Source organism: Streptomyces sp. NPDC060064, from assembly GCF_042736455.1.
GTDB lineage: Bacteria > Actinomycetota > Actinomycetes > Streptomycetales > Streptomycetaceae > Streptomyces.
On record NZ_JBHWWF010000001.1, the window covers coordinates 74,506 to 89,246 of the forward strand.

Annotated in this window: 18 protein-coding genes; 7 read left to right on the plus strand and 11 right to left on the minus strand. The window is 68.8% G+C overall.

Annotated elements, in window-relative coordinates; genetic code table 11:
* Nucleotides 1-19 precede the first annotated feature (19 nt).
* The 3 genes from ACFWDI_RS00400 to ACFWDI_RS00410 form a co-directional block, all read right to left on the minus strand.
* Nucleotides 20-610 carry a Uma2 family endonuclease gene (locus ACFWDI_RS00400; protein WP_385300441.1) on the minus strand — a complete coding sequence of 197 codons (591 nt, stop codon included), beginning with the start codon at nt 608-610 and terminating at the stop codon, nt 20-22.
* Between the two features lie 140 nt (nt 611-750).
* On the minus strand, nt 751-1,341 hold the full coding sequence (locus tag ACFWDI_RS00405; protein WP_385300442.1) for a Uma2 family endonuclease: 591 nt from the start codon (nt 1,339-1,341) through the stop codon (nt 751-753).
* 93 nt (nt 1,342-1,434) lie between these two features.
* Complete coding sequence (locus tag ACFWDI_RS00410) at nt 1,435-1,950, minus strand: MarR family winged helix-turn-helix transcriptional regulator (protein ID WP_385300443.1); 516 nt, start codon at nt 1,948-1,950, stop codon at nt 1,435-1,437.
* Between the two features lie 24 nt (nt 1,951-1,974).
* Between ACFWDI_RS00410 and ACFWDI_RS00415 the strand changes: the two genes are divergently transcribed.
* Nucleotides 1,975-2,478 (plus strand): carboxymuconolactone decarboxylase family protein, encoded by a 504-nt coding sequence (locus tag ACFWDI_RS00415; RefSeq protein WP_385300444.1) that lies wholly within the window; start codon nt 1,975-1,977, stop codon nt 2,476-2,478.
* Nucleotides 2,479-2,602: 124 nt separating this feature from the next.
* On the opposite strand, the gene ACFWDI_RS00420 is transcribed toward ACFWDI_RS00415, so the two are convergent.
* On the minus strand, nt 2,603-4,378 hold the full coding sequence (locus ACFWDI_RS00420) for an ice-binding family protein (RefSeq protein WP_385300445.1): 1,776 nt from the start codon (nt 4,376-4,378) through the stop codon (nt 2,603-2,605).
* Nucleotides 4,379-4,742: 364 nt separating this feature from the next.
* Between ACFWDI_RS00420 and ACFWDI_RS00425 the strand changes: the two genes are divergently transcribed.
* Nucleotides 4,743-5,210 carry a hypothetical protein gene (locus tag ACFWDI_RS00425; RefSeq protein WP_385300446.1) on the plus strand — a complete coding sequence of 156 codons (468 nt, stop codon included), beginning with the start codon at nt 4,743-4,745 and terminating at the stop codon, nt 5,208-5,210.
* 27 nt (nt 5,211-5,237) lie between these two features.
* Here the strand turns inward: ACFWDI_RS00425 and ACFWDI_RS00430 are convergent, their stop codons facing one another.
* A complete protein-coding gene (locus ACFWDI_RS00430) occupies nt 5,238-6,191 on the minus strand; it encodes an AraC family transcriptional regulator (protein ID WP_385300447.1) in 954 nt (317 codons plus the stop codon).
* Between the two features lie 143 nt (nt 6,192-6,334).
* On the opposite strand from ACFWDI_RS00430, the gene ACFWDI_RS00435 reads away from it, so the two are divergent.
* Complete coding sequence (locus ACFWDI_RS00435) at nt 6,335-7,219, plus strand: MBL fold metallo-hydrolase (protein ID WP_385300825.1); 885 nt, start codon at nt 6,335-6,337, stop codon at nt 7,217-7,219.
* Here ACFWDI_RS00435 and ACFWDI_RS00440 read toward each other — a convergent pair.
* Together ACFWDI_RS00440 and ACFWDI_RS00445 are read right to left on the minus strand one after the other, a co-directional pair.
* Nucleotides 7,194-7,385, minus strand: a complete 192-nt coding sequence (locus ACFWDI_RS00440; RefSeq protein ID WP_385300448.1) for a DUF397 domain-containing protein — start codon at nt 7,383-7,385, stop codon at nt 7,194-7,196. The genes ACFWDI_RS00435 and ACFWDI_RS00440 overlap by 26 nt on opposite strands.
* Nucleotides 7,382-8,191: a Scr1 family TA system antitoxin-like transcriptional regulator gene (locus tag ACFWDI_RS00445; protein ID WP_385300449.1), complete on the minus strand. Its 810-nt coding sequence runs from the start codon at nt 8,189-8,191 to the stop codon at nt 7,382-7,384. The genes ACFWDI_RS00440 and ACFWDI_RS00445 overlap by 4 nt, the downstream gene beginning before the upstream one ends.
* Nucleotides 8,192-8,274: 83 nt before the next feature.
* Here ACFWDI_RS00445 and ACFWDI_RS00450 point away from each other — a divergent pair, with 83 nt between their 5' ends.
* From ACFWDI_RS00450 to ACFWDI_RS00460, 3 genes are all read left to right on the plus strand, one after another.
* Nucleotides 8,275-8,673 carry a hypothetical protein gene (locus tag ACFWDI_RS00450; protein WP_385300450.1) on the plus strand — a complete coding sequence of 133 codons (399 nt, stop codon included), beginning with the start codon at nt 8,275-8,277 and terminating at the stop codon, nt 8,671-8,673.
* A gap of 97 nt (nt 8,674-8,770) precedes the next feature.
* On the plus strand, nt 8,771-9,679 hold the full coding sequence (locus tag ACFWDI_RS00455) for a hypothetical protein (protein WP_385300451.1): 909 nt from the start codon (nt 8,771-8,773) through the stop codon (nt 9,677-9,679).
* Nucleotides 9,680-9,734: 55 nt separating this feature from the next.
* Nucleotides 9,735-10,037: a hypothetical protein gene (locus tag ACFWDI_RS00460; protein ID WP_385300452.1), complete on the plus strand. Its 303-nt coding sequence runs from the start codon at nt 9,735-9,737 to the stop codon at nt 10,035-10,037.
* Here ACFWDI_RS00460 and ACFWDI_RS00465 read toward each other — a convergent pair.
* Complete coding sequence (locus ACFWDI_RS00465; protein WP_385300453.1) at nt 10,018-10,728, minus strand: GDSL-type esterase/lipase family protein; 711 nt, start codon at nt 10,726-10,728, stop codon at nt 10,018-10,020. The genes ACFWDI_RS00460 and ACFWDI_RS00465 overlap by 20 nt on opposite strands.
* A gap of 158 nt (nt 10,729-10,886) precedes the next feature.
* Here ACFWDI_RS00465 and ACFWDI_RS00470 point away from each other — a divergent pair, with 158 nt between their 5' ends.
* Entirely contained in the window at nt 10,887-11,885 is a 999-nt protein-coding gene (locus ACFWDI_RS00470; protein ID WP_385300454.1) for a WD40 repeat domain-containing protein, read from the plus strand.
* A 111-nt stretch (nt 11,886-11,996) separates the two neighbouring features.
* On the opposite strand, the gene ACFWDI_RS00475 is transcribed toward ACFWDI_RS00470, so the two are convergent.
* The 3 genes from ACFWDI_RS00475 to ACFWDI_RS00485 all read right to left on the minus strand — a co-directional run bounded on the left by ACFWDI_RS00475 (nt 11,997) and on the right by ACFWDI_RS00485 (nt 14,708).
* Nucleotides 11,997-12,608 (minus strand): Uma2 family endonuclease, encoded by a 612-nt coding sequence (locus ACFWDI_RS00475; protein WP_385300455.1) that lies wholly within the window; start codon nt 12,606-12,608, stop codon nt 11,997-11,999.
* A 273-nt stretch (nt 12,609-12,881) separates the two neighbouring features.
* A complete protein-coding gene (gene serC, locus ACFWDI_RS00480) occupies nt 12,882-14,000 on the minus strand; it encodes a phosphoserine transaminase (RefSeq protein ID WP_385300456.1) in 1,119 nt (372 codons plus the stop codon).
* A 96-nt stretch (nt 14,001-14,096) separates the two neighbouring features.
* A complete protein-coding gene (locus ACFWDI_RS00485) occupies nt 14,097-14,708 on the minus strand; it encodes an ATP/GTP-binding protein (RefSeq protein WP_385300457.1) in 612 nt (203 codons plus the stop codon).
* Nucleotides 14,709-14,741 lie beyond the last annotated feature (33 nt).

Below are 14,741 nucleotides of genomic sequence, written 5' to 3' on the forward strand. Positions count from 1 at the left end.
AGGCAAGGATGGCCGGTGGTCAGTCGCGGGGGAATTCGTCGGTCGTGAGGGTGAGTCCTACGGGAGTGCCGGTCAGGTCGAGCGGTGCGCCGAAGCCGACGGTCAGCTCGCTGAGGTAGTCCCCCTCCTTGGGCTGGGTGTGGAGATGGGACCTGCCTGTGTACGGGTCGACGATGAGGTAGACGGGGACGCCTGCGTCGGCGTAGGCAGCCTTTTTGGGGCCGTAGTCATTGGTGGCGGTGTTCTTGGAGATGACCTCGGCTACGAACTCGATGTCCTGGTAGCGCCAACGCCCGTTCTGATCCTTCACCGATCGTTCTGCCATCGCTGCCACATCACAGGCGAAGCCGTTGAGATGCCCGGGGAAGTCGATGCGTACGTCGGCTGCCAGCCGATTCCGGGGGTATGCGGCATTCAGTTGCTGGGCGATGTCGAAGATGATTTCCCAGTGGGTCTGCCGTTGCGGCGACATGAAGATGTTCCCCCCGACGATCTCTACCTTGAATCCCTCGGGGACGGGCATCTTCTCGAGCCACTCGAACATCCGGTCCAAGCTGAGCTCGTCGCTGCTGTCGGCCATCTCGATCCTGTCGGTCTCTACGACGGTCATCGTGGCGCTCCTCCCCGCTGCCGCTCGATCGCATGCAGCCGCCAGTACAACGATACGCACGGTGACCGGGACACGCCGGTGACGAGAACTCGTCACGCGCCGCCGAACCCGGCCCAACGGCACGAGGCGGTACGGCGGGGTCAGTCGCGGGGGAATTTCTCGGTGGGGAGGGTGAGGCCGAGGGGGGTGCTGGTGAGGTCGACCGGCTGCCCGAAAGCGACCTTCGTCTCCGTCGTGTAGTCCCCGTCCTTGGGCTGAGTGTGGAGGAGACACTTACCGGTGTACGGGTCAACGATCAAGAAGACGGGGACTTCGGCGACGGCGTAGGCGATTTTCTTGGGGCCGTAGTCGTTGAGGGCGGTGCCCTTGGAAATCACCTCGGCGATGAACTCCACGTCCTCGAAGCGCCAGCGGTCCCGGCTGTCCGGCACCGCTCCCTCGCGGAGCTTTGCCACGTCAGGACAGAAGCCGTTCTCCGGGCCGGGGAAATCGATGCGCACGTCCGACAGCACCTCGACATCCATGCCGAACTTGTCTTCCAGTGCTCTGACGATCCTGCGGATGATCTGCCAATGGACGTTCCGCTGCGGCGACATGAAGACGCTTCCCCCGACGATCTCAACCGTGAATCCTTCGGGGACGGGCATCTGCTCAAGCCTCTCGAACCACTCGTCCAAGCGCTCGGCGTTGTCGTCGGCCATGTCGATCCTGCCGCTCTCTACGACGGTCATCGTGGCGCTCCTCCCCGCTGCAGCGGGGTCGCATGCAGCCGCGTAGTACAACGATACGCACGGTGACCGGGACACGCCGGTGTCGAGAAGGCGTCACGCGCCGCCGAACCAGCCCGCGGCGTCGAGGCGGAAGGCCTCCGCCGGGACGACCGTACGCAGCGCCTCCTCCATCTCGACCACGCGACGCGCGCCCAGCGTGCGGGCCCACTCCGCGCGCAGTTCGTCGAAGATCGCGGCCGAACGGGTCAGCGCGTCGATGCCGTGCGGGGTGAGGCGGACGAGCTTGCGGCGGGCGTCGGCGGGGTCGTCGGCGCGTACGGCATAGCCGAGTGCCACGAGCCGGTCGACCGTCTTGCCGGCCGCCTGCTTGGAGACACCGAGCCGCCGTCCGATCTCGCTCGCGGTCGCGCCGCCCGCGCCGATCGCCTGCATGGCGAAGCCGTGCGCGGGCCGGACGTCCGGGTGGCCCTGCTCGGCCAGCTCGGCGTGGAGCCGGTCGATCAGGGACCTGAACCCGGCGAAGAGGAGCAGGGGCAGCTCGTAACCCGGCGTGGCGGCATGGCCGTTGCGCATTTCGACAACCTGGTTTACCTTTTTATCGTCAACCATGTTGTCGATTATAGGAGCCACCACATGTTCACCGAACACACCCTGGAATCGGCTCCGGCCGCGTCGCGTCGTTCCATGGAGTCGACCATCAAGCGCCTTGGCCATCTGCCGTCCGCGGTCGCCAAGCTCGCCGCGTCACCGCATCTGCTGGACGGCTTCCTGAAGCTCAGCGCCATGTTCGAGCAGACGACCTTGGATCCGGTCGCGCGCGAGGTGGTCGTCATGACGGTCGCGGCGCGCAACGAGTGTCATGTGTGCGTCGCCATGCACACCGGCAAGCTGCGGTCGCTGGGCGCGGAGGAGGAGTTGATCGCCGCACTGTGCGAGCAGAAGCCGCTCGACGACGAACGGCTGGAAGCGGTGCGGCAGTTCGCGCTGGAGGTGCTGCGTACGGCAGGGGGCGTGGGCGACGAGGAGCTGCGGGCGTTCCTCGCGCACGGCTATACGGAGCAGAACGCGCTGGAGGTGGTCATGGGCATCGGCACGTACACGATGTCGACGTTCGCGAACCGGCTGACGCGGGCGTAGTGGGGTGACGGCCTCTCCCGTCTCGACCCCTGACGACAGCGCCCCCGTCCACGGGCCAACTTGGCCGTGGACGGGGGCGGACAGTAGCGATGTGCACTACTGGTCGGTTGCTTGAACTGCCTTGCTACCCGACGTGACGGCCTGATCGGGTGTCGGGAGTGCGCTTCTTGATACGGAGCATGCCCAGGCCGCCTGCGATGAGCAGCGCTGCCCCCATGCCCGCCATGGAAGCGTGAAGGTTGCCTGAGCCGGTGGCCGCCAGATGGGGGCCCTTTGAGTCGTGGGGATGTGTCGGCTTGTGTGGTCCGGTTTCGTGTGGTTTACCCGGCTTGGAGTGGCCGTCGTGCGGATGGCCCGTTCCAGGCTTGCCGGTCGGTTTGGGCGGCTTCGTAGTTCCGGGGGGACTGGTTGGGGGACCAGTCGGACCGGGTCCTCCGGGTGGTTGTGCCGGCGCGCCGCTCGGACCGGTCGGGCCCGTAGGTCCGGCGGGGCCGCTGGGGCCGGTGGGGCCGGGGGATCCGGGTACTCCGCTGGGTCCGGTGGGGCCGGGAGATCCGGGTACTCCGCTGGGTCCGATGGGACCGGCGGGACCAGATGGGCCAGGAGATCCGGGTACTCCGCTTGGTCCGGTGGGGCCGACAGATCCGGGTACTCCGCTTGGTCCGGTGGGACCGGCGGGACCAGATGGGCCGACGGATCCGGGAGCTCCGCTGGGTCCGCTCGGTCCGGCGGGGCCGGGAATTCCGGGCGTGCCGCTTGGTCCGCTCGGTCCGGCGGGGCCGCTGGGTCCGGTGGGGCCGACAGATCCGGGTGCACCGCTGGGTCCGGTGGGACCGACGGATCCGGGTGCACCGCTGGGTCCGGTGGGACCGACGGATCCGGGTGCGCCGCTTGGCCCGCTGGGGCCGGTGGAGCCCGGCGCGCCGCTCGGTCCGGCGGGGCCGCTGGGGCCGCTGGGTCCGGGCGACCCTGACGGCCCGATGATGCAGCTCGGCCGCAGGACCACGTCGCTCAGGAGCGTCACCTCGGCGTTCCGTGCGAGTAGCCGGCCCTCGACCCTGGCGTTGGCGCCCACCGTGATCGAGGTCAGCGCCATGATCGTGCCCTGGAAGGACGCATTGGTCATCAGGCTCGCCGTGATGCCGACCTGCCAGAAGACGTTGCACGGCTGAGCGCCATTGATGAGCGCGATGGTGCTGTTGGTGCTGATGTTCAGCGACGATCCGACCTGGAAGAGGAAGACCGCGTTGGGATCACCATGGGCGTCGAGCGTAAGCGTCTCGGTGACGCCGAGCGTGCTCGTGGATTTGTAGGTGCCCGGGCCCAGGGTCTGGCCACCGATGTCTCCTGCCACGGGGGTGCTCGGGCCTTGCCCCGCGGCGTTGTCGTAGGCGTCGGTCAGGTCGAGCTGCGCCTGGGCTGCGCCTGCGGCCGTGTAGATCGAGCCGTTCACGATTCCGGGTGGGAAGCCACCGACCATGGTTCCCGGGCTGACGCCCACATCCCCGTGGATGTAGGTGGGGCCGTCGTTGGTGACCTCCGAGCCGGCCAGCACCCCGAAGCTTGCGGCGGCTCCCAGGCCCGGTGCGGTAGCCGCGCGTGCGCTGGTCGCCATGGTCAGGACTGCCGCCGAACAGAGCAGGGCCAGCCCGAGAAGAAACGCGATCGTCGCCGTCACTCGTTGAAGGTGCGGTCTTCGGAAATCGGTGGTACGGGCACCATTGATTGCCATGCACATCGCCTTCCGCTTACTCGGTGTCGTCGTGAACCCGGGCGTGCGAACGCGGCGTTGCGCTTCGCGGGTGTCCGCTGTCGGTTCGAGGGCGACATGGGGGGACGAACGGCCGCGGAAGTCCAACGAAAGCAGGTGAGGATGCGGCCGTCCTTGGTGCAAGGACATGGACCGGGCTCGCGACCCGGTCCGGGTCAGCTCGCACCATGAGATCACCCGGTAGCAGTGCTTCTTGGGAGGCGAACGGGTGGTTTCGCCGGTGAGCGTTGGCGGGACCCGCTCGCGTGGGTCTTCAGAATGCGGCCGGATCTGGCCGGTGCATGTCAATATTCATCGCGATCGTCCTTGCTATCTCAGGGAGCCCGTGCCCCAATGCAATGGTCACTGACTGCCCATCAGACCCACAGCGGCCGGCGCAGGATCGAGCCCCTGGGTAACCCCCCACAACACACCCCCCCCCGCGGATCTCGCGAGCCCGCGCAGTGGCAGTCGGCGACGCCAGCCCGTAACCCCCACATGAAAGCGGGACCCCATGAAGCACGGCAGACTCGGATTCGGCGTATTAGTGAGCACCGGCGTACTGGCCGCAGGCGCGCTCGTGATGGCACCCGCCGCGAACGCGGTGACGCCGGACACCGCCACGATCTCGTTCGACTGCGGATCGTTCGGCTCGGGCACGGCGACGCTCACCGCCACTCAGGACGGGACGGCCGCGACCATCAGCCTGTCCACTTCGGCGATCAAATCACCCATCAACATCGGAGCGAACTCGGTCAAGTCGACGCTCACGCTGACCAAGAACGGCTCCGGAACATCGACGTTCACCGGTAATTCCAACCCGGCGATCCCCGCCGGGGGCGATGTGTCCACCGGGCCGCTCACCGGAACGGTCGCCTCGGGAGACAGCCTGGAGGCCACGTCGCTGCAGGTCGTCGTCTTCGGCATCACCGCGACCTGCAATGCCACTTCGGCGCAGGCTCCCGGTCCGTTCGTGTTCTGACCGCCGGGTACGGACCGCGAGGCGGCGTCACCCACTCACCGGTGACGCCGCTTGCGCACGAAATCGCCCCGGCGTCGTGCCGAACTGTCGGCTGAAGGCGTGGGAGAGCGCGTACGGCGAGCCGTAGCCGACCCGGCGGGCGATAGTGTCCAGCGGCTCCTGGGTGTCGCGTAGCAGGGCGGCCGCGCGGGTCAGCCGCCACCATCCCAGGTAGGCCATCGGCGGGCGGCCGACCAGGGTGGTGAATCTGCGCGCGAGCGTGGCCCGGGAGACGCCGACCTGGGCGGCGAGCCGTTCGTTGCTCCACGCCCCGGCGGGGTCCTCGTGCAGGACCCGCAGGGCGGCGGCCACCACCGGGTCCTTCAGCGCGGCGGGCCAGCCGGCGGCGCCGTCGGCTCCGCCGTCCGTCATCCAGGCCCGCACCATGTAGACGAGCAGCAGGTCGAGCAGCCCGGGGACGACCACGCCCGTGCCGGGGCGGTGGGCGCCGATCTCCCGGCCGAGCAGGTCGATCGCCGCGCGCAGTTCCGGGTGGCTGCCGACGCGGTTCGGCAGATGGACGACATCCGGCAGCTCCGCCATCAGGGGGTGCGTATGGCTGCGGTCGAGCCGGTACTTGCCGCACAGCAGCTCCGCCGCGCCAGGTGCGTCCGCGGGCGGTGGTGGAGGCGCGGCCATCCGCAGTCCGTGTCCGTCGACCCAGCGCTCGAAGGGGACCGCCGCCTCGAGTGCGCGCCGGTCGGCGGGGCTGTCGGCGAGCACATGGCCCGCGCCGTGCGGCAGAAGCACCACATCGCCCGCGCCGAGGGAGACCGCTGAGCCGCGGTCGGGCTGCAGCCAGCAGCTGCCTTCCAGTACGACATGGAAGCCTGCTCCGTCGTATGCGTCGAAGCGGGAGCACCAAGTTCCGGCTATCCGGACCCGGTTGGACGAGGGGCGCCCGATGCGGACGGCCGAGATCGCGTCACTGACGACATCCATCGCGCCAGCGTAGCGATACGCACCACCGCTGAGTCGTGCGCGTATCCGATTGAGCAGCACAGGCATTGAGCCGCTCACCATGCCCTTCCTAGGCTCGACCGGGACAGAGCAGCCGATGAGAGGTGTCGACCGTGGACCGCATCATGATGGGTGACGTCGAGGTCATCAGGGTCAGGGAGTTGCAGGGGCCGTTCGGCCCCACCCGGGAAATTGTCCCGGACTGCCTGGGGGAGGTCTGGAGCGACAACAAGGAGTGGATGGCGCCGGAGTTCTGGGAGCCGGACAGTGACAGCTTCGTCGCCACGGTGCAGACATGGGTGCTGCGCAGCGAGGGGAAGACGGTGCTGGTCGACACGGGGGTCGGCAACGGCCGGCAGCGGCCCGGTGCCCCGCCGTTCGACAACCTGAAGACGGACTTCCTGAGTCGGTTGGACCGGGCCGGAGTGCGGCCGGAGGAGGTCGACGTCGTGGTCAACACTCACATTCACGCGGATCACGTCGGCTGGAACACCGTCGAGCAGGACGGCGAGTGGGTGCCTGCCTTCCCGAACGCCGGCTACCTGCTTCCGGCGGCCGACAACGCTCACTTCGGCCCGGACGGCCCCGGAAGTCGTCCCGAGCGCCGGGAGATCGAGCGGCTGGTGTTCGCCGACAGCATCGAGCCGGTGCACCGCTCCGGCCAAGCGGTGCTGTGGGAGGGTACCCACCGCATCGACGCCAACCTCACGCTCGAGTCCGCGCACGGCCATACGCCGGGCTCGGCAGTGCTGAGGCTGGCGTCCGGGAGCGACCGGGCGGTGTTCGTCGGCGATCTGCTGCACAGCCCGGTGCAGATCCTCGAACCGTCCTGCAACAGCTGCTTCGACGAAGACGCGGAGCGCGCGGCGGCGAGCAGGAGGAGCGTCCTCGAACGCGCGGCGGACGAGGGGGAGTTGGTGGTCCCGGCGCACTTCGGGGGGGCGGGCGCGGTGGAGGTCCGTCGCGACGGGTCCAAGTTTGCGATCACCAGGTGGGCGGCGTACGCCTGACGGTCTCGATGAGGGCGGTCCAGGCGGTGGGAGAGAGGGCGAGGGCGGGGCGGGTGGTGTCCTTGGAGTCACGGACGTGGATGGTGGCGGGGCAGGTGGCCACCTCGACGCACTCGCCCTGCTCGCTGCTGTAGCTGCTCTTGAACCAGTCGAGGTCCGTGCTCATAGTCCCTGTGCCACCCGTTCGATCAGTGTCGCGGACTCTTCGGGAGTGAGTGCCTGAGCCCGCAGAATGCCATATCGACCGAACATGTCACCTAGGTCCGGCTGTTCGCTCACGAAGTAGCCGCCGTTCTGCCCTTCGACGTAAGCGAGCTGGCGTCGCTCAGCTGTCTCCAGCAGGATCATGGGCCCGGCGAGTCCGGCGTGGGTCTGCCGGTCATGAGGCACGACCTGGACCTCAACATGGCGAAGGCGGCCGACGTCGAGGATGTGATGCAACTGCTCCTTGAGGACGGTAGGGCCGCCGAGGGGCCGGGTGAGCGTGCTCTGCTCCAGAACGTAACTGACGATGGGCGTGGGCTTGCGGCGGAAGAGCTTCTGCCGTTCGAGTCGGGCCGCCACTCGTTTCTCGATCTCCTCGTCGTCCAGCGGCGGGCAGTAGTTGCAGTTGAAGACCGCGCGTGCGTACGGCTCGGTCTGGAGGGCGCCAGGAATCACATGGTTCTGGTACGCGTGGAGGGCAGCCGCCTTCTGCTCCTCAATCAGGTAGTCCTCGGTCCATGGCCGTAGCCCGCTGACCTCGAACTCCTTCTCCGCCACGACGACCAGTGCACCTTGTGCACCCAGGACCTCGTCCGCGTGCGACACGAACTTCCCCCTCGGCTGGCGCTCTCCCCGTTCCACCATCGCCACCTGGGACTTGGAGAACCCGATGCGCCCGGCCAACGCCTCCTGCGAGAAGTCGGCCCGCTCGCGGTGGAAGCGCAGTAACGCGCCGAACGACCTCGAACCTCGTTCACTGGAGTGCACAACGTCCTCCCCGAGTGCACAGACCTGCACGACCGTCGTGTGGTGCTGGTCACATTGAACCCCGGCGCGGAATCGTCTCCTTCATGAACCGAGAAAGTGCCCCCACCTGGGTGCCTGCATCCGGACACGCCCTGCGTCACGCGGGCATCCACTTCGACGCCGTACGCATCGCGGGCATGCTGGCCGAGCAAGTGGCTTACGAGCTCATGCAGTTCACGGATTTCCGCGCCGGGCCAATCGTCCGCGAGGCCACGGGTGAGCGGAACATGTACTTCCTGCTGCCCCCGCAGTCCGCCTCCGCGTACACGTGGCCGGCGGGCGCCCGGGCGCTCAGTCGGTACGGGCGCAGTGCCGCCTTCGTCGGGGTGCCGGCGTTCGACGGGCTGACGTGGCCGCTGGACTGGCGGTCCCGCCCGTCAATCGAAGCTCCGTTCGTAGAACCGGAGTTGTTGCACGAGACGGTCATGTGTGCTGTACGGTGATCGCGTCATCACGCTCCGTAAAACGGGGCGGTCCCCGGCGGTGCGCCAACACCATCCGAGGACCTTCACCACGAGTGGAAGCTAGAGGTCCACCGGGATGCTTCGGCATGCTATCGCGCCCCTTCGGCGCTTCACGAAGGCTTCGCACGACGTCGTACGCCATCCAGGGCTGAGCAGCGACGCGAAGATCCTCCTTCTGTACGTACAGGGCCTCCCCGAGTACGAGTCGGCGCGGCCTCTCGGCGAACACGCGGCGAAGCTGGGTATGAAGACCCGCGCCTACCAGCGGGCGAAGGAACTCCTCGAAGCCTGCGGGTATTTGCACGTCTGGCGGTGGCAGGGCGAAGGCGGGCGCTGGTCCACGGACCAACTCCTCTCGAACGTCACCCTCACGCGTGAGGAGGCGTCCCGGCTCCGGAACGGGGCCCCGCCCGAGGAGCCGCCGAACGAGCGGCCCCCGACGGTCGGTGAACCGGACCAACGGATCGTCGGCGCTCCTCCCAAAGAAGAACGGGAGAAGAACCTTCCCCACCCACCCTCCGAAGACCCGGAAGCTCCCGCTCCCGAAGGCGAGCCGGAGGCCGAACTTGCGGCTGCCGAGAGGGTGTTGCTGTCGCTGCGCCACTCCAACCGGCAACTCCTCATCGGTGTACGGGAGGCGCGAGGGCTGGCGGACGCGGCGGCGGAGTGGCTGCGACGCGGCATCCCGGCGGCCGAGCTGCGGCACGCCCTGACGACGGGCCTCCCGGCAGACGGCATCCGCTCGGCGGTGGGCTTCCTCCGCCACCGGCTGCTCCACAAGCTCCCGGCCGCCCCTGAGGCCGCTGCTCCCGCACCGCACGGGCTGGTGATCTGCGAGGGGCCGGGGGAGGACCATGTCTTCCGCCCGGTGGGGGACGAGACCCATTGCGGCCCGTGCCGCCTCGGCCCGGCCTCCCGTCACCGGCCACCGGCCAGAGCGGTGTCCTGGCGGACACTCCTGCAGGAAGGCGTCCCCGGTGCGTAGCGCGCCCTACGCTGCTGCCGTAGCCCGCCAGACAGTCCAGAAGAGGGGTAGGGGCATGGCGACATGGAGCGACATCCTGGTGGAGGCCCGGCAGGACCTCGGCTTCACGGGGGACATGGTTCCGCGCAACCTCCAGGGGATCCGAGCGGCCCTGAAGCCGGAACGACTCCCTGACCTGGACCGTGAGCCGGCCACGCTGTCCGAAGGGCCGGACTTCGTGGCGTTCCTCGACGCCTGGTGGTCGCAGGCTCTCGTCGACAGCGCGTCCGGCACGGAGGGCAAGGAGCGGGCGCTCGACTTCGCGGATCTCGCGATCTCCTTGCGTGTCAGGGGCGCGGTCAAACCCCTGACGCGCTGACGCCGGTCGCCACGGCCCCGTACCGCCCGCCCAGCCCCCACGCCTCGTGCATCGCCCCCGCGAACGCCCCCGCCAGTTTGTGTTCGCCCGTCGGGCCCGGGTGTGTCCCGTCGTACGTGTCCGTGTCGAGGGCGTACGACTCCGGGGGCGACGCCAGCAGTATCGGTGAGGCCGCGGTGTCCAGGTCCGCGACCGCCTTCGCCAGGAGTTCGTTGAAGCGGGCGCACTCCGCCGCGAACGGGGCGTCCGACCGGGCCCGTATGTTCGGGATGACCGGCAGCAGGACCATCCGCACATGCGGGTTGGCCGCGCGGGCCTCGGCGATGAACTGGCGGGCGTTCAGGGCGGTTTGGGTGCTGTCCGTGTAGAAGCCGAGGTCTATCAGGCCGAGCGAGACCAGCAGGATGTCGGCCTTCTCCGCCGTGACCGTCTCCCGGATCAGCGGGGCCATGTGCAGCCAGCCTTCGCCCCAGCCGGACAGGTGGCGGCGGGCCTCGGCGGGGAAGGCGGGGTCGGCGTACGCGTACGACACCGGCGCGTTCGCCACCGTGTCGTACAGCTCGGTCCGCGGGCCGACGATCTCGTGCGGGCCGTCGAAGGATGTGTTGAGGTGCTGCCACATGCGGTAGCGCCAGCTGTAGTCGCCGGCGCGTCCGATGGTCATGGAGTCGCCGACGAACATGAAACGCATGGGGGTCATCATGTCGGATCAAGCCGCGCATCTGCGATGTGAGGCTGGCCACGGCGGCGGCCACTGCGGCCACGGCGGCCACGGCGGCAAGGGCGGCAAGGGCGACGCCGTCGGCGGCGCAAGCTGATCATGTCCGCGCGAGATGGCAGGCTGGGGGCATGCGTTCGCTTCCGTACGTCACCGGTTCCGCCGCCATCGGAGTTGCCGCCGCCGTCGTGCTGCTCGCCGCGGGCCCCGCCGCCTCCGACGACCCCGCCTCCGACGACTCCGGCTTCACGATCAAGGACCCGAGGATCACGGAGTCCAGCGGGCTCGCGGCCAGTCGCGCGCACCCCGGGATCTACTGGACGCACAACGACCAGGACGAGCCGCGCGTCTTCGCCGTCGACTCCAAGACCGGCGAGACTGTCGCGACGGTCACTCTGGAGGGGGTCGGGAAGCCCCGCGACATGGAGGCCATCTCGGTGGGACCCGACGGGAACGTGTACGTGGGCGACATCGGCGACAACCTCAACGGCAGCTGGGACCACGTCTGGATCTACAAGTTCCCCGAGCCCAAGGCCCTCAAGGACATGACCGTCCGGGCGACGCAGTACACCGTCAAGTACGCGGACGGCGCGCGCAACGCCGAGGCGCTGATGGTCCATCCCAAGACCGGCCGGGTCTACATCGCATCGAAGAACGACGGCGGCGGCGGCCTGTACGAGGGCCCCGCCACACTCACCGCCTCCGGGACCAATGTCTTCCGGCGGATCGGCGAGGTGCCGTGGGTGACGGACGGGGCCTTCTCGCCCGACGGCAAGGAGCTGGTGCTGCGCTCGTACTTCAGCGCGCGGGGATACGTGTGGAAGGACGGCAAGCTCGGCGCGGACCACCGGGTGAGCGCGCCGCTTCAGGGGCAGGCCGAGTCGGTCACGTACACGCTGGACGGGAAAGCGCTGATGTTCGGCTCGGAGGGGAAGCAGAGCGGGGTGGAGCGGGTCCCGACCGGCAAGGACTCCGCTTCGGACGGGGACAGCAAGTCGCCGTCCAAGGGCGGGAGTTCGGCCGCCGGAAGCGATGGCGGCGACAAGACCACCCTCACGTACGGACTGATCGGCATCGTCGGCGCCGCCGCACTTGTCCTCGGCGTGAAGCGTCTGCTGCGGCGCGGCTGAACGTCGTGCCTCCCGATGACGCTGACGCCCAACCGGTGCCACGAATGGTCACTCGCCGAGCGGGCATACCTCGGGCGGCCGTCATCAGCGGCTGAGCCGCTGGGCGCGGTGTCAGCTGTGTCGTTCGCCGGCCTGCAGGAGAGCTGCCACGTCGAGCTTGACCTCGGCGCCGATCGCCCCGGGGAGGGCGATCTGCTCGCCCGCTGCGTGGATGCGGTGTGTGTCGTAGTCGTTGGCGATGGGGTCTGTCAGGACATGGACGCGATGGTGCTTGCGATCGACGATCACGTAGACGGGGATCTTGGCCTCGGCGTAGGCGATGACCTTGTTCCGCAGATCCTGCTGGTAGTTGCTGGAGGTAACTTCCAACACCAGCCGGAAGACGGCCGGGTCGTAGCAGTTGTTCTCGACGAGGCGCTCTTCGAAGTCGGCATCGACGACGGCGAGGTCCGGGATGGCGTAGTCCTCCGGACCTCCCGGCAGCCAGAGGCCGACCGCCTGGAGCACCTTTGACTCCTCGCCGTGCAGACCTGCGGCGAGGAAGGGGATCATGAGGTCGGTCAAAGCCCTTGCATGGGCACCGTCCGGTAGCGGGGCCACCTTGATGACGCCACCGATGATCTCGAAGCGGTGGCCGGGGTGCTGCTCCGCGAGACGGTTGGCCGTCTCGAGCAGTGTCTCCGGCTCGCCGTCACAGGGGTGCTCGGCTGCTGCGGCAGACATGCGGGCCTCCCGGTGGCTGGTGTCGAGGCCATCATCGTGGGCCGGTGGACCACCGTGTGTCCGGTGCGCGGCCCGTCACTCGCACGTGTGAGTGCACGCCGTACAGGTGACACGATGCCCGTCGCGCCCGGGGCCGCAGCAGACCGCAGACGAGTCCTCCTGGACAGCGGGGGGAGGGCAGCACGCCCGCGGCGGCCCATCCGGGGCCGAGTGCGCACGGACGAGGGGCCCGGACGCGACGCGCGCCCGGGCCCCTCGTCGTACAGCCTTCGGTTACAGCTTCTCGATCACGTAGTCGATGCACGCCGTCAGCGCCTCGACGTCCGCCGGGTCGATCGCCGGGAACATCGCCACGCGCAACTGGTTGCGGCCCAGCTTGCGGTACGGCTCGGTGTCGACGATGCCGTTGGCGCGCAGCACCTTCGCGACCGCCGCCGCGTCGATCTCGTCCGCGAAGTCGATCGTGCCGATGACCTGCGAGCGCTTCGCCGGGTCGATGACGAACGGCGTCGCGTACTTGGAAGCCTCGGCCCAGCCGTACAGCGTCCGCGAGGACGTCGCCGTGCGCCGGACCGACCAGTCCAGGCCGCCCTGGCTGTTCAGCCAGGTCAGCTGCTCGTTCAGGAGGAAGAGCGTGGCCAGCGCCGGAGTGTTGTACGTCTGGTTCTTCAGCGAGTTGTCGATCGCCGTCGGGAGGCTGAAGAACTCCGGGACATGGCGGCCCGAGTCATGGATACGGGCGGCGCGCTCGAGTGCGGCCGGGGAGAAGACACCGATCCACAGGCCGCCGTCGGAGGCGAAGGACTTCTGCGGGGCGAAGTAGTAGACATCCGTCTCGGCGATGTCGACCGGCAGGCCGCCCGCGCCGGAGGTGGCGTCGACCAGGACCAGCGAACCCTCGTCCGCGCCCGCGACGCGCTTGATCGGGGCCGCGACGCCGGTCGAGGTCTCGTTGTGCGTGAAGGCGTAGACGTCGACACCGGCCTCGGCCTCCGGGTCCGGGTGCGTGCCCGGGTCGGAGGAGATGACGGTCGGCTCGGCCAGCCACGGCGCGAGCTTCGCGGCCTTGGCGAACTTGGAGGAGAACTCGCCGAAGGCGAGGTGCTGCGACTTGCTCTCGATCAGGCCGTACGTCGCGATGTCCCAGAAGGCGGTGGAGCCGCCGTTGCCCAGGATCACCTCATAGCCCTCGGGGAGCTGGAAGAGGTCGCGTACGCCGTCGCGCACCGCGCCGACCAGGTTCTTCACCGGGGCCTGGCGGTGGGACGTACCGAGGAGAGAGGTGCCGGTGGCGGCCAGGGCGTCCAGCGCCTCCGTACGCACCTTGGAGGGGCCCGCGCCGAAACGGCCGTCGGCGGGCTTGATGTCAGCGGGAATCTGGATCTCAGCCACGTTCGGGAGCGTATACCGGTCCGGGGGCAGGACGGATACGCGGTCCGGCGGATGAGACGGCGGTCTCGGCCGCCGGGGGGCCCGCTGAGCTGCGCGTCAGTCCTTGTGGGGCAAGGACAGCGCGTGCATGTGCTCGATCAGCGCGAGCAGGACGAACTTGCTGGAGGAGTGGTCCCGGGCGTCGAACTCCATCAGCGGCACTTCGGGCCCGAGAGCGAGCGCCTCGCGGATCTGCTCGTCGCTGTGGAAGGGGCCGCCGAAGTCGTTCACGGCGACGATGAAGGGCGTGCCGTTGTGTTCAAGACGGTCGATCGCGTACCCGGCGTCGTCGAGGCAGCGGGTGTCGACGAGGACGACCGCGCCGAGCGTGCCGGCGAAGACGCGGTCCCAGAGGAACCAGAAGCGTTCCTGGCCGGGGGCGCCGAAGAGGTACAGGACGCTGTTTTCGTCGATCGTGATCCGGCCGAAGTCGAAGGCGACGGTGGTGTCGGATTTTTTCCGTACGCGGGTCGTGTCGTCGAGGCTGAGGCCGGCGCGGCTCATCACCTCCTCCGTGTGCAGCGGACGGATCTCGCTGACGGAGCGGACCATGGTCGTCTTGCCGACTCCGAAGCCGCCTACGACGACGATCTTCAGAGTGTTGACGGTCGTCCCGGCGAGCGTGGGGTGGGGCTGCGCCGGGGGGACCGCTCGCGTGACGCGGGTCATCGGTTTTCGTCGGTGCCGGTCATCGAGTGTTGC

Excerpts from the sequence above, each read along its gene's own strand:
- ACFWDI_RS00400 (WP_385300441.1), bottom strand. The coding sequence starts at position 610 with ATGACCGTCGTAGAGACCGACAGGATCGAGATGGCCGACAGCAGCGAC.
- ACFWDI_RS00405 (WP_385300442.1), bottom strand. The coding sequence starts at position 1,341 with ATGACCGTCGTAGAGAGCGGCAGGATCGACATGGCCGACGACAACGCC.
- ACFWDI_RS00410 (WP_385300443.1), bottom strand. The coding sequence starts at position 1,950 with ATGGTTGACGATAAAAAGGTAAACCAGGTTGTCGAAATGCGCAACGGC.
- ACFWDI_RS00415 (WP_385300444.1), top strand. The coding sequence starts at position 1,975 with ATGTTCACCGAACACACCCTGGAATCGGCTCCGGCCGCGTCGCGTCGT.
- ACFWDI_RS00420 (WP_385300445.1), bottom strand. The coding sequence starts at position 4,378 with ATGTCCTTGCACCAAGGACGGCCGCATCCTCACCTGCTTTCGTTGGAC.
- ACFWDI_RS00425 (WP_385300446.1), top strand. The coding sequence starts at position 4,743 with ATGAAGCACGGCAGACTCGGATTCGGCGTATTAGTGAGCACCGGCGTA.
- ACFWDI_RS00430 (WP_385300447.1), bottom strand. The coding sequence starts at position 6,191 with ATGGATGTCGTCAGTGACGCGATCTCGGCCGTCCGCATCGGGCGCCCC.
- ACFWDI_RS00435 (WP_385300825.1), top strand. The coding sequence starts at position 6,335 with ATGATGGGTGACGTCGAGGTCATCAGGGTCAGGGAGTTGCAGGGGCCG.
- ACFWDI_RS00440 (WP_385300448.1), bottom strand. The coding sequence starts at position 7,385 with ATGAGCACGGACCTCGACTGGTTCAAGAGCAGCTACAGCAGCGAGCAG.
- ACFWDI_RS00450 (WP_385300450.1), top strand. The coding sequence starts at position 8,275 with ATGAACCGAGAAAGTGCCCCCACCTGGGTGCCTGCATCCGGACACGCC.
- ACFWDI_RS00455 (WP_385300451.1), top strand. The coding sequence starts at position 8,771 with ATGCTTCGGCATGCTATCGCGCCCCTTCGGCGCTTCACGAAGGCTTCG.
- ACFWDI_RS00460 (WP_385300452.1), top strand. The coding sequence starts at position 9,735 with ATGGCGACATGGAGCGACATCCTGGTGGAGGCCCGGCAGGACCTCGGC.
- ACFWDI_RS00465 (WP_385300453.1), bottom strand. The coding sequence starts at position 10,728 with ATGCGTTTCATGTTCGTCGGCGACTCCATGACCATCGGACGCGCCGGC.
- ACFWDI_RS00470 (WP_385300454.1), top strand. The coding sequence starts at position 10,887 with ATGCGTTCGCTTCCGTACGTCACCGGTTCCGCCGCCATCGGAGTTGCC.
- ACFWDI_RS00475 (WP_385300455.1), bottom strand. The coding sequence starts at position 12,608 with ATGTCTGCCGCAGCAGCCGAGCACCCCTGTGACGGCGAGCCGGAGACA.
- ACFWDI_RS00485 (WP_385300457.1), bottom strand. The coding sequence starts at position 14,708 with ATGACCCGCGTCACGCGAGCGGTCCCCCCGGCGCAGCCCCACCCCACG.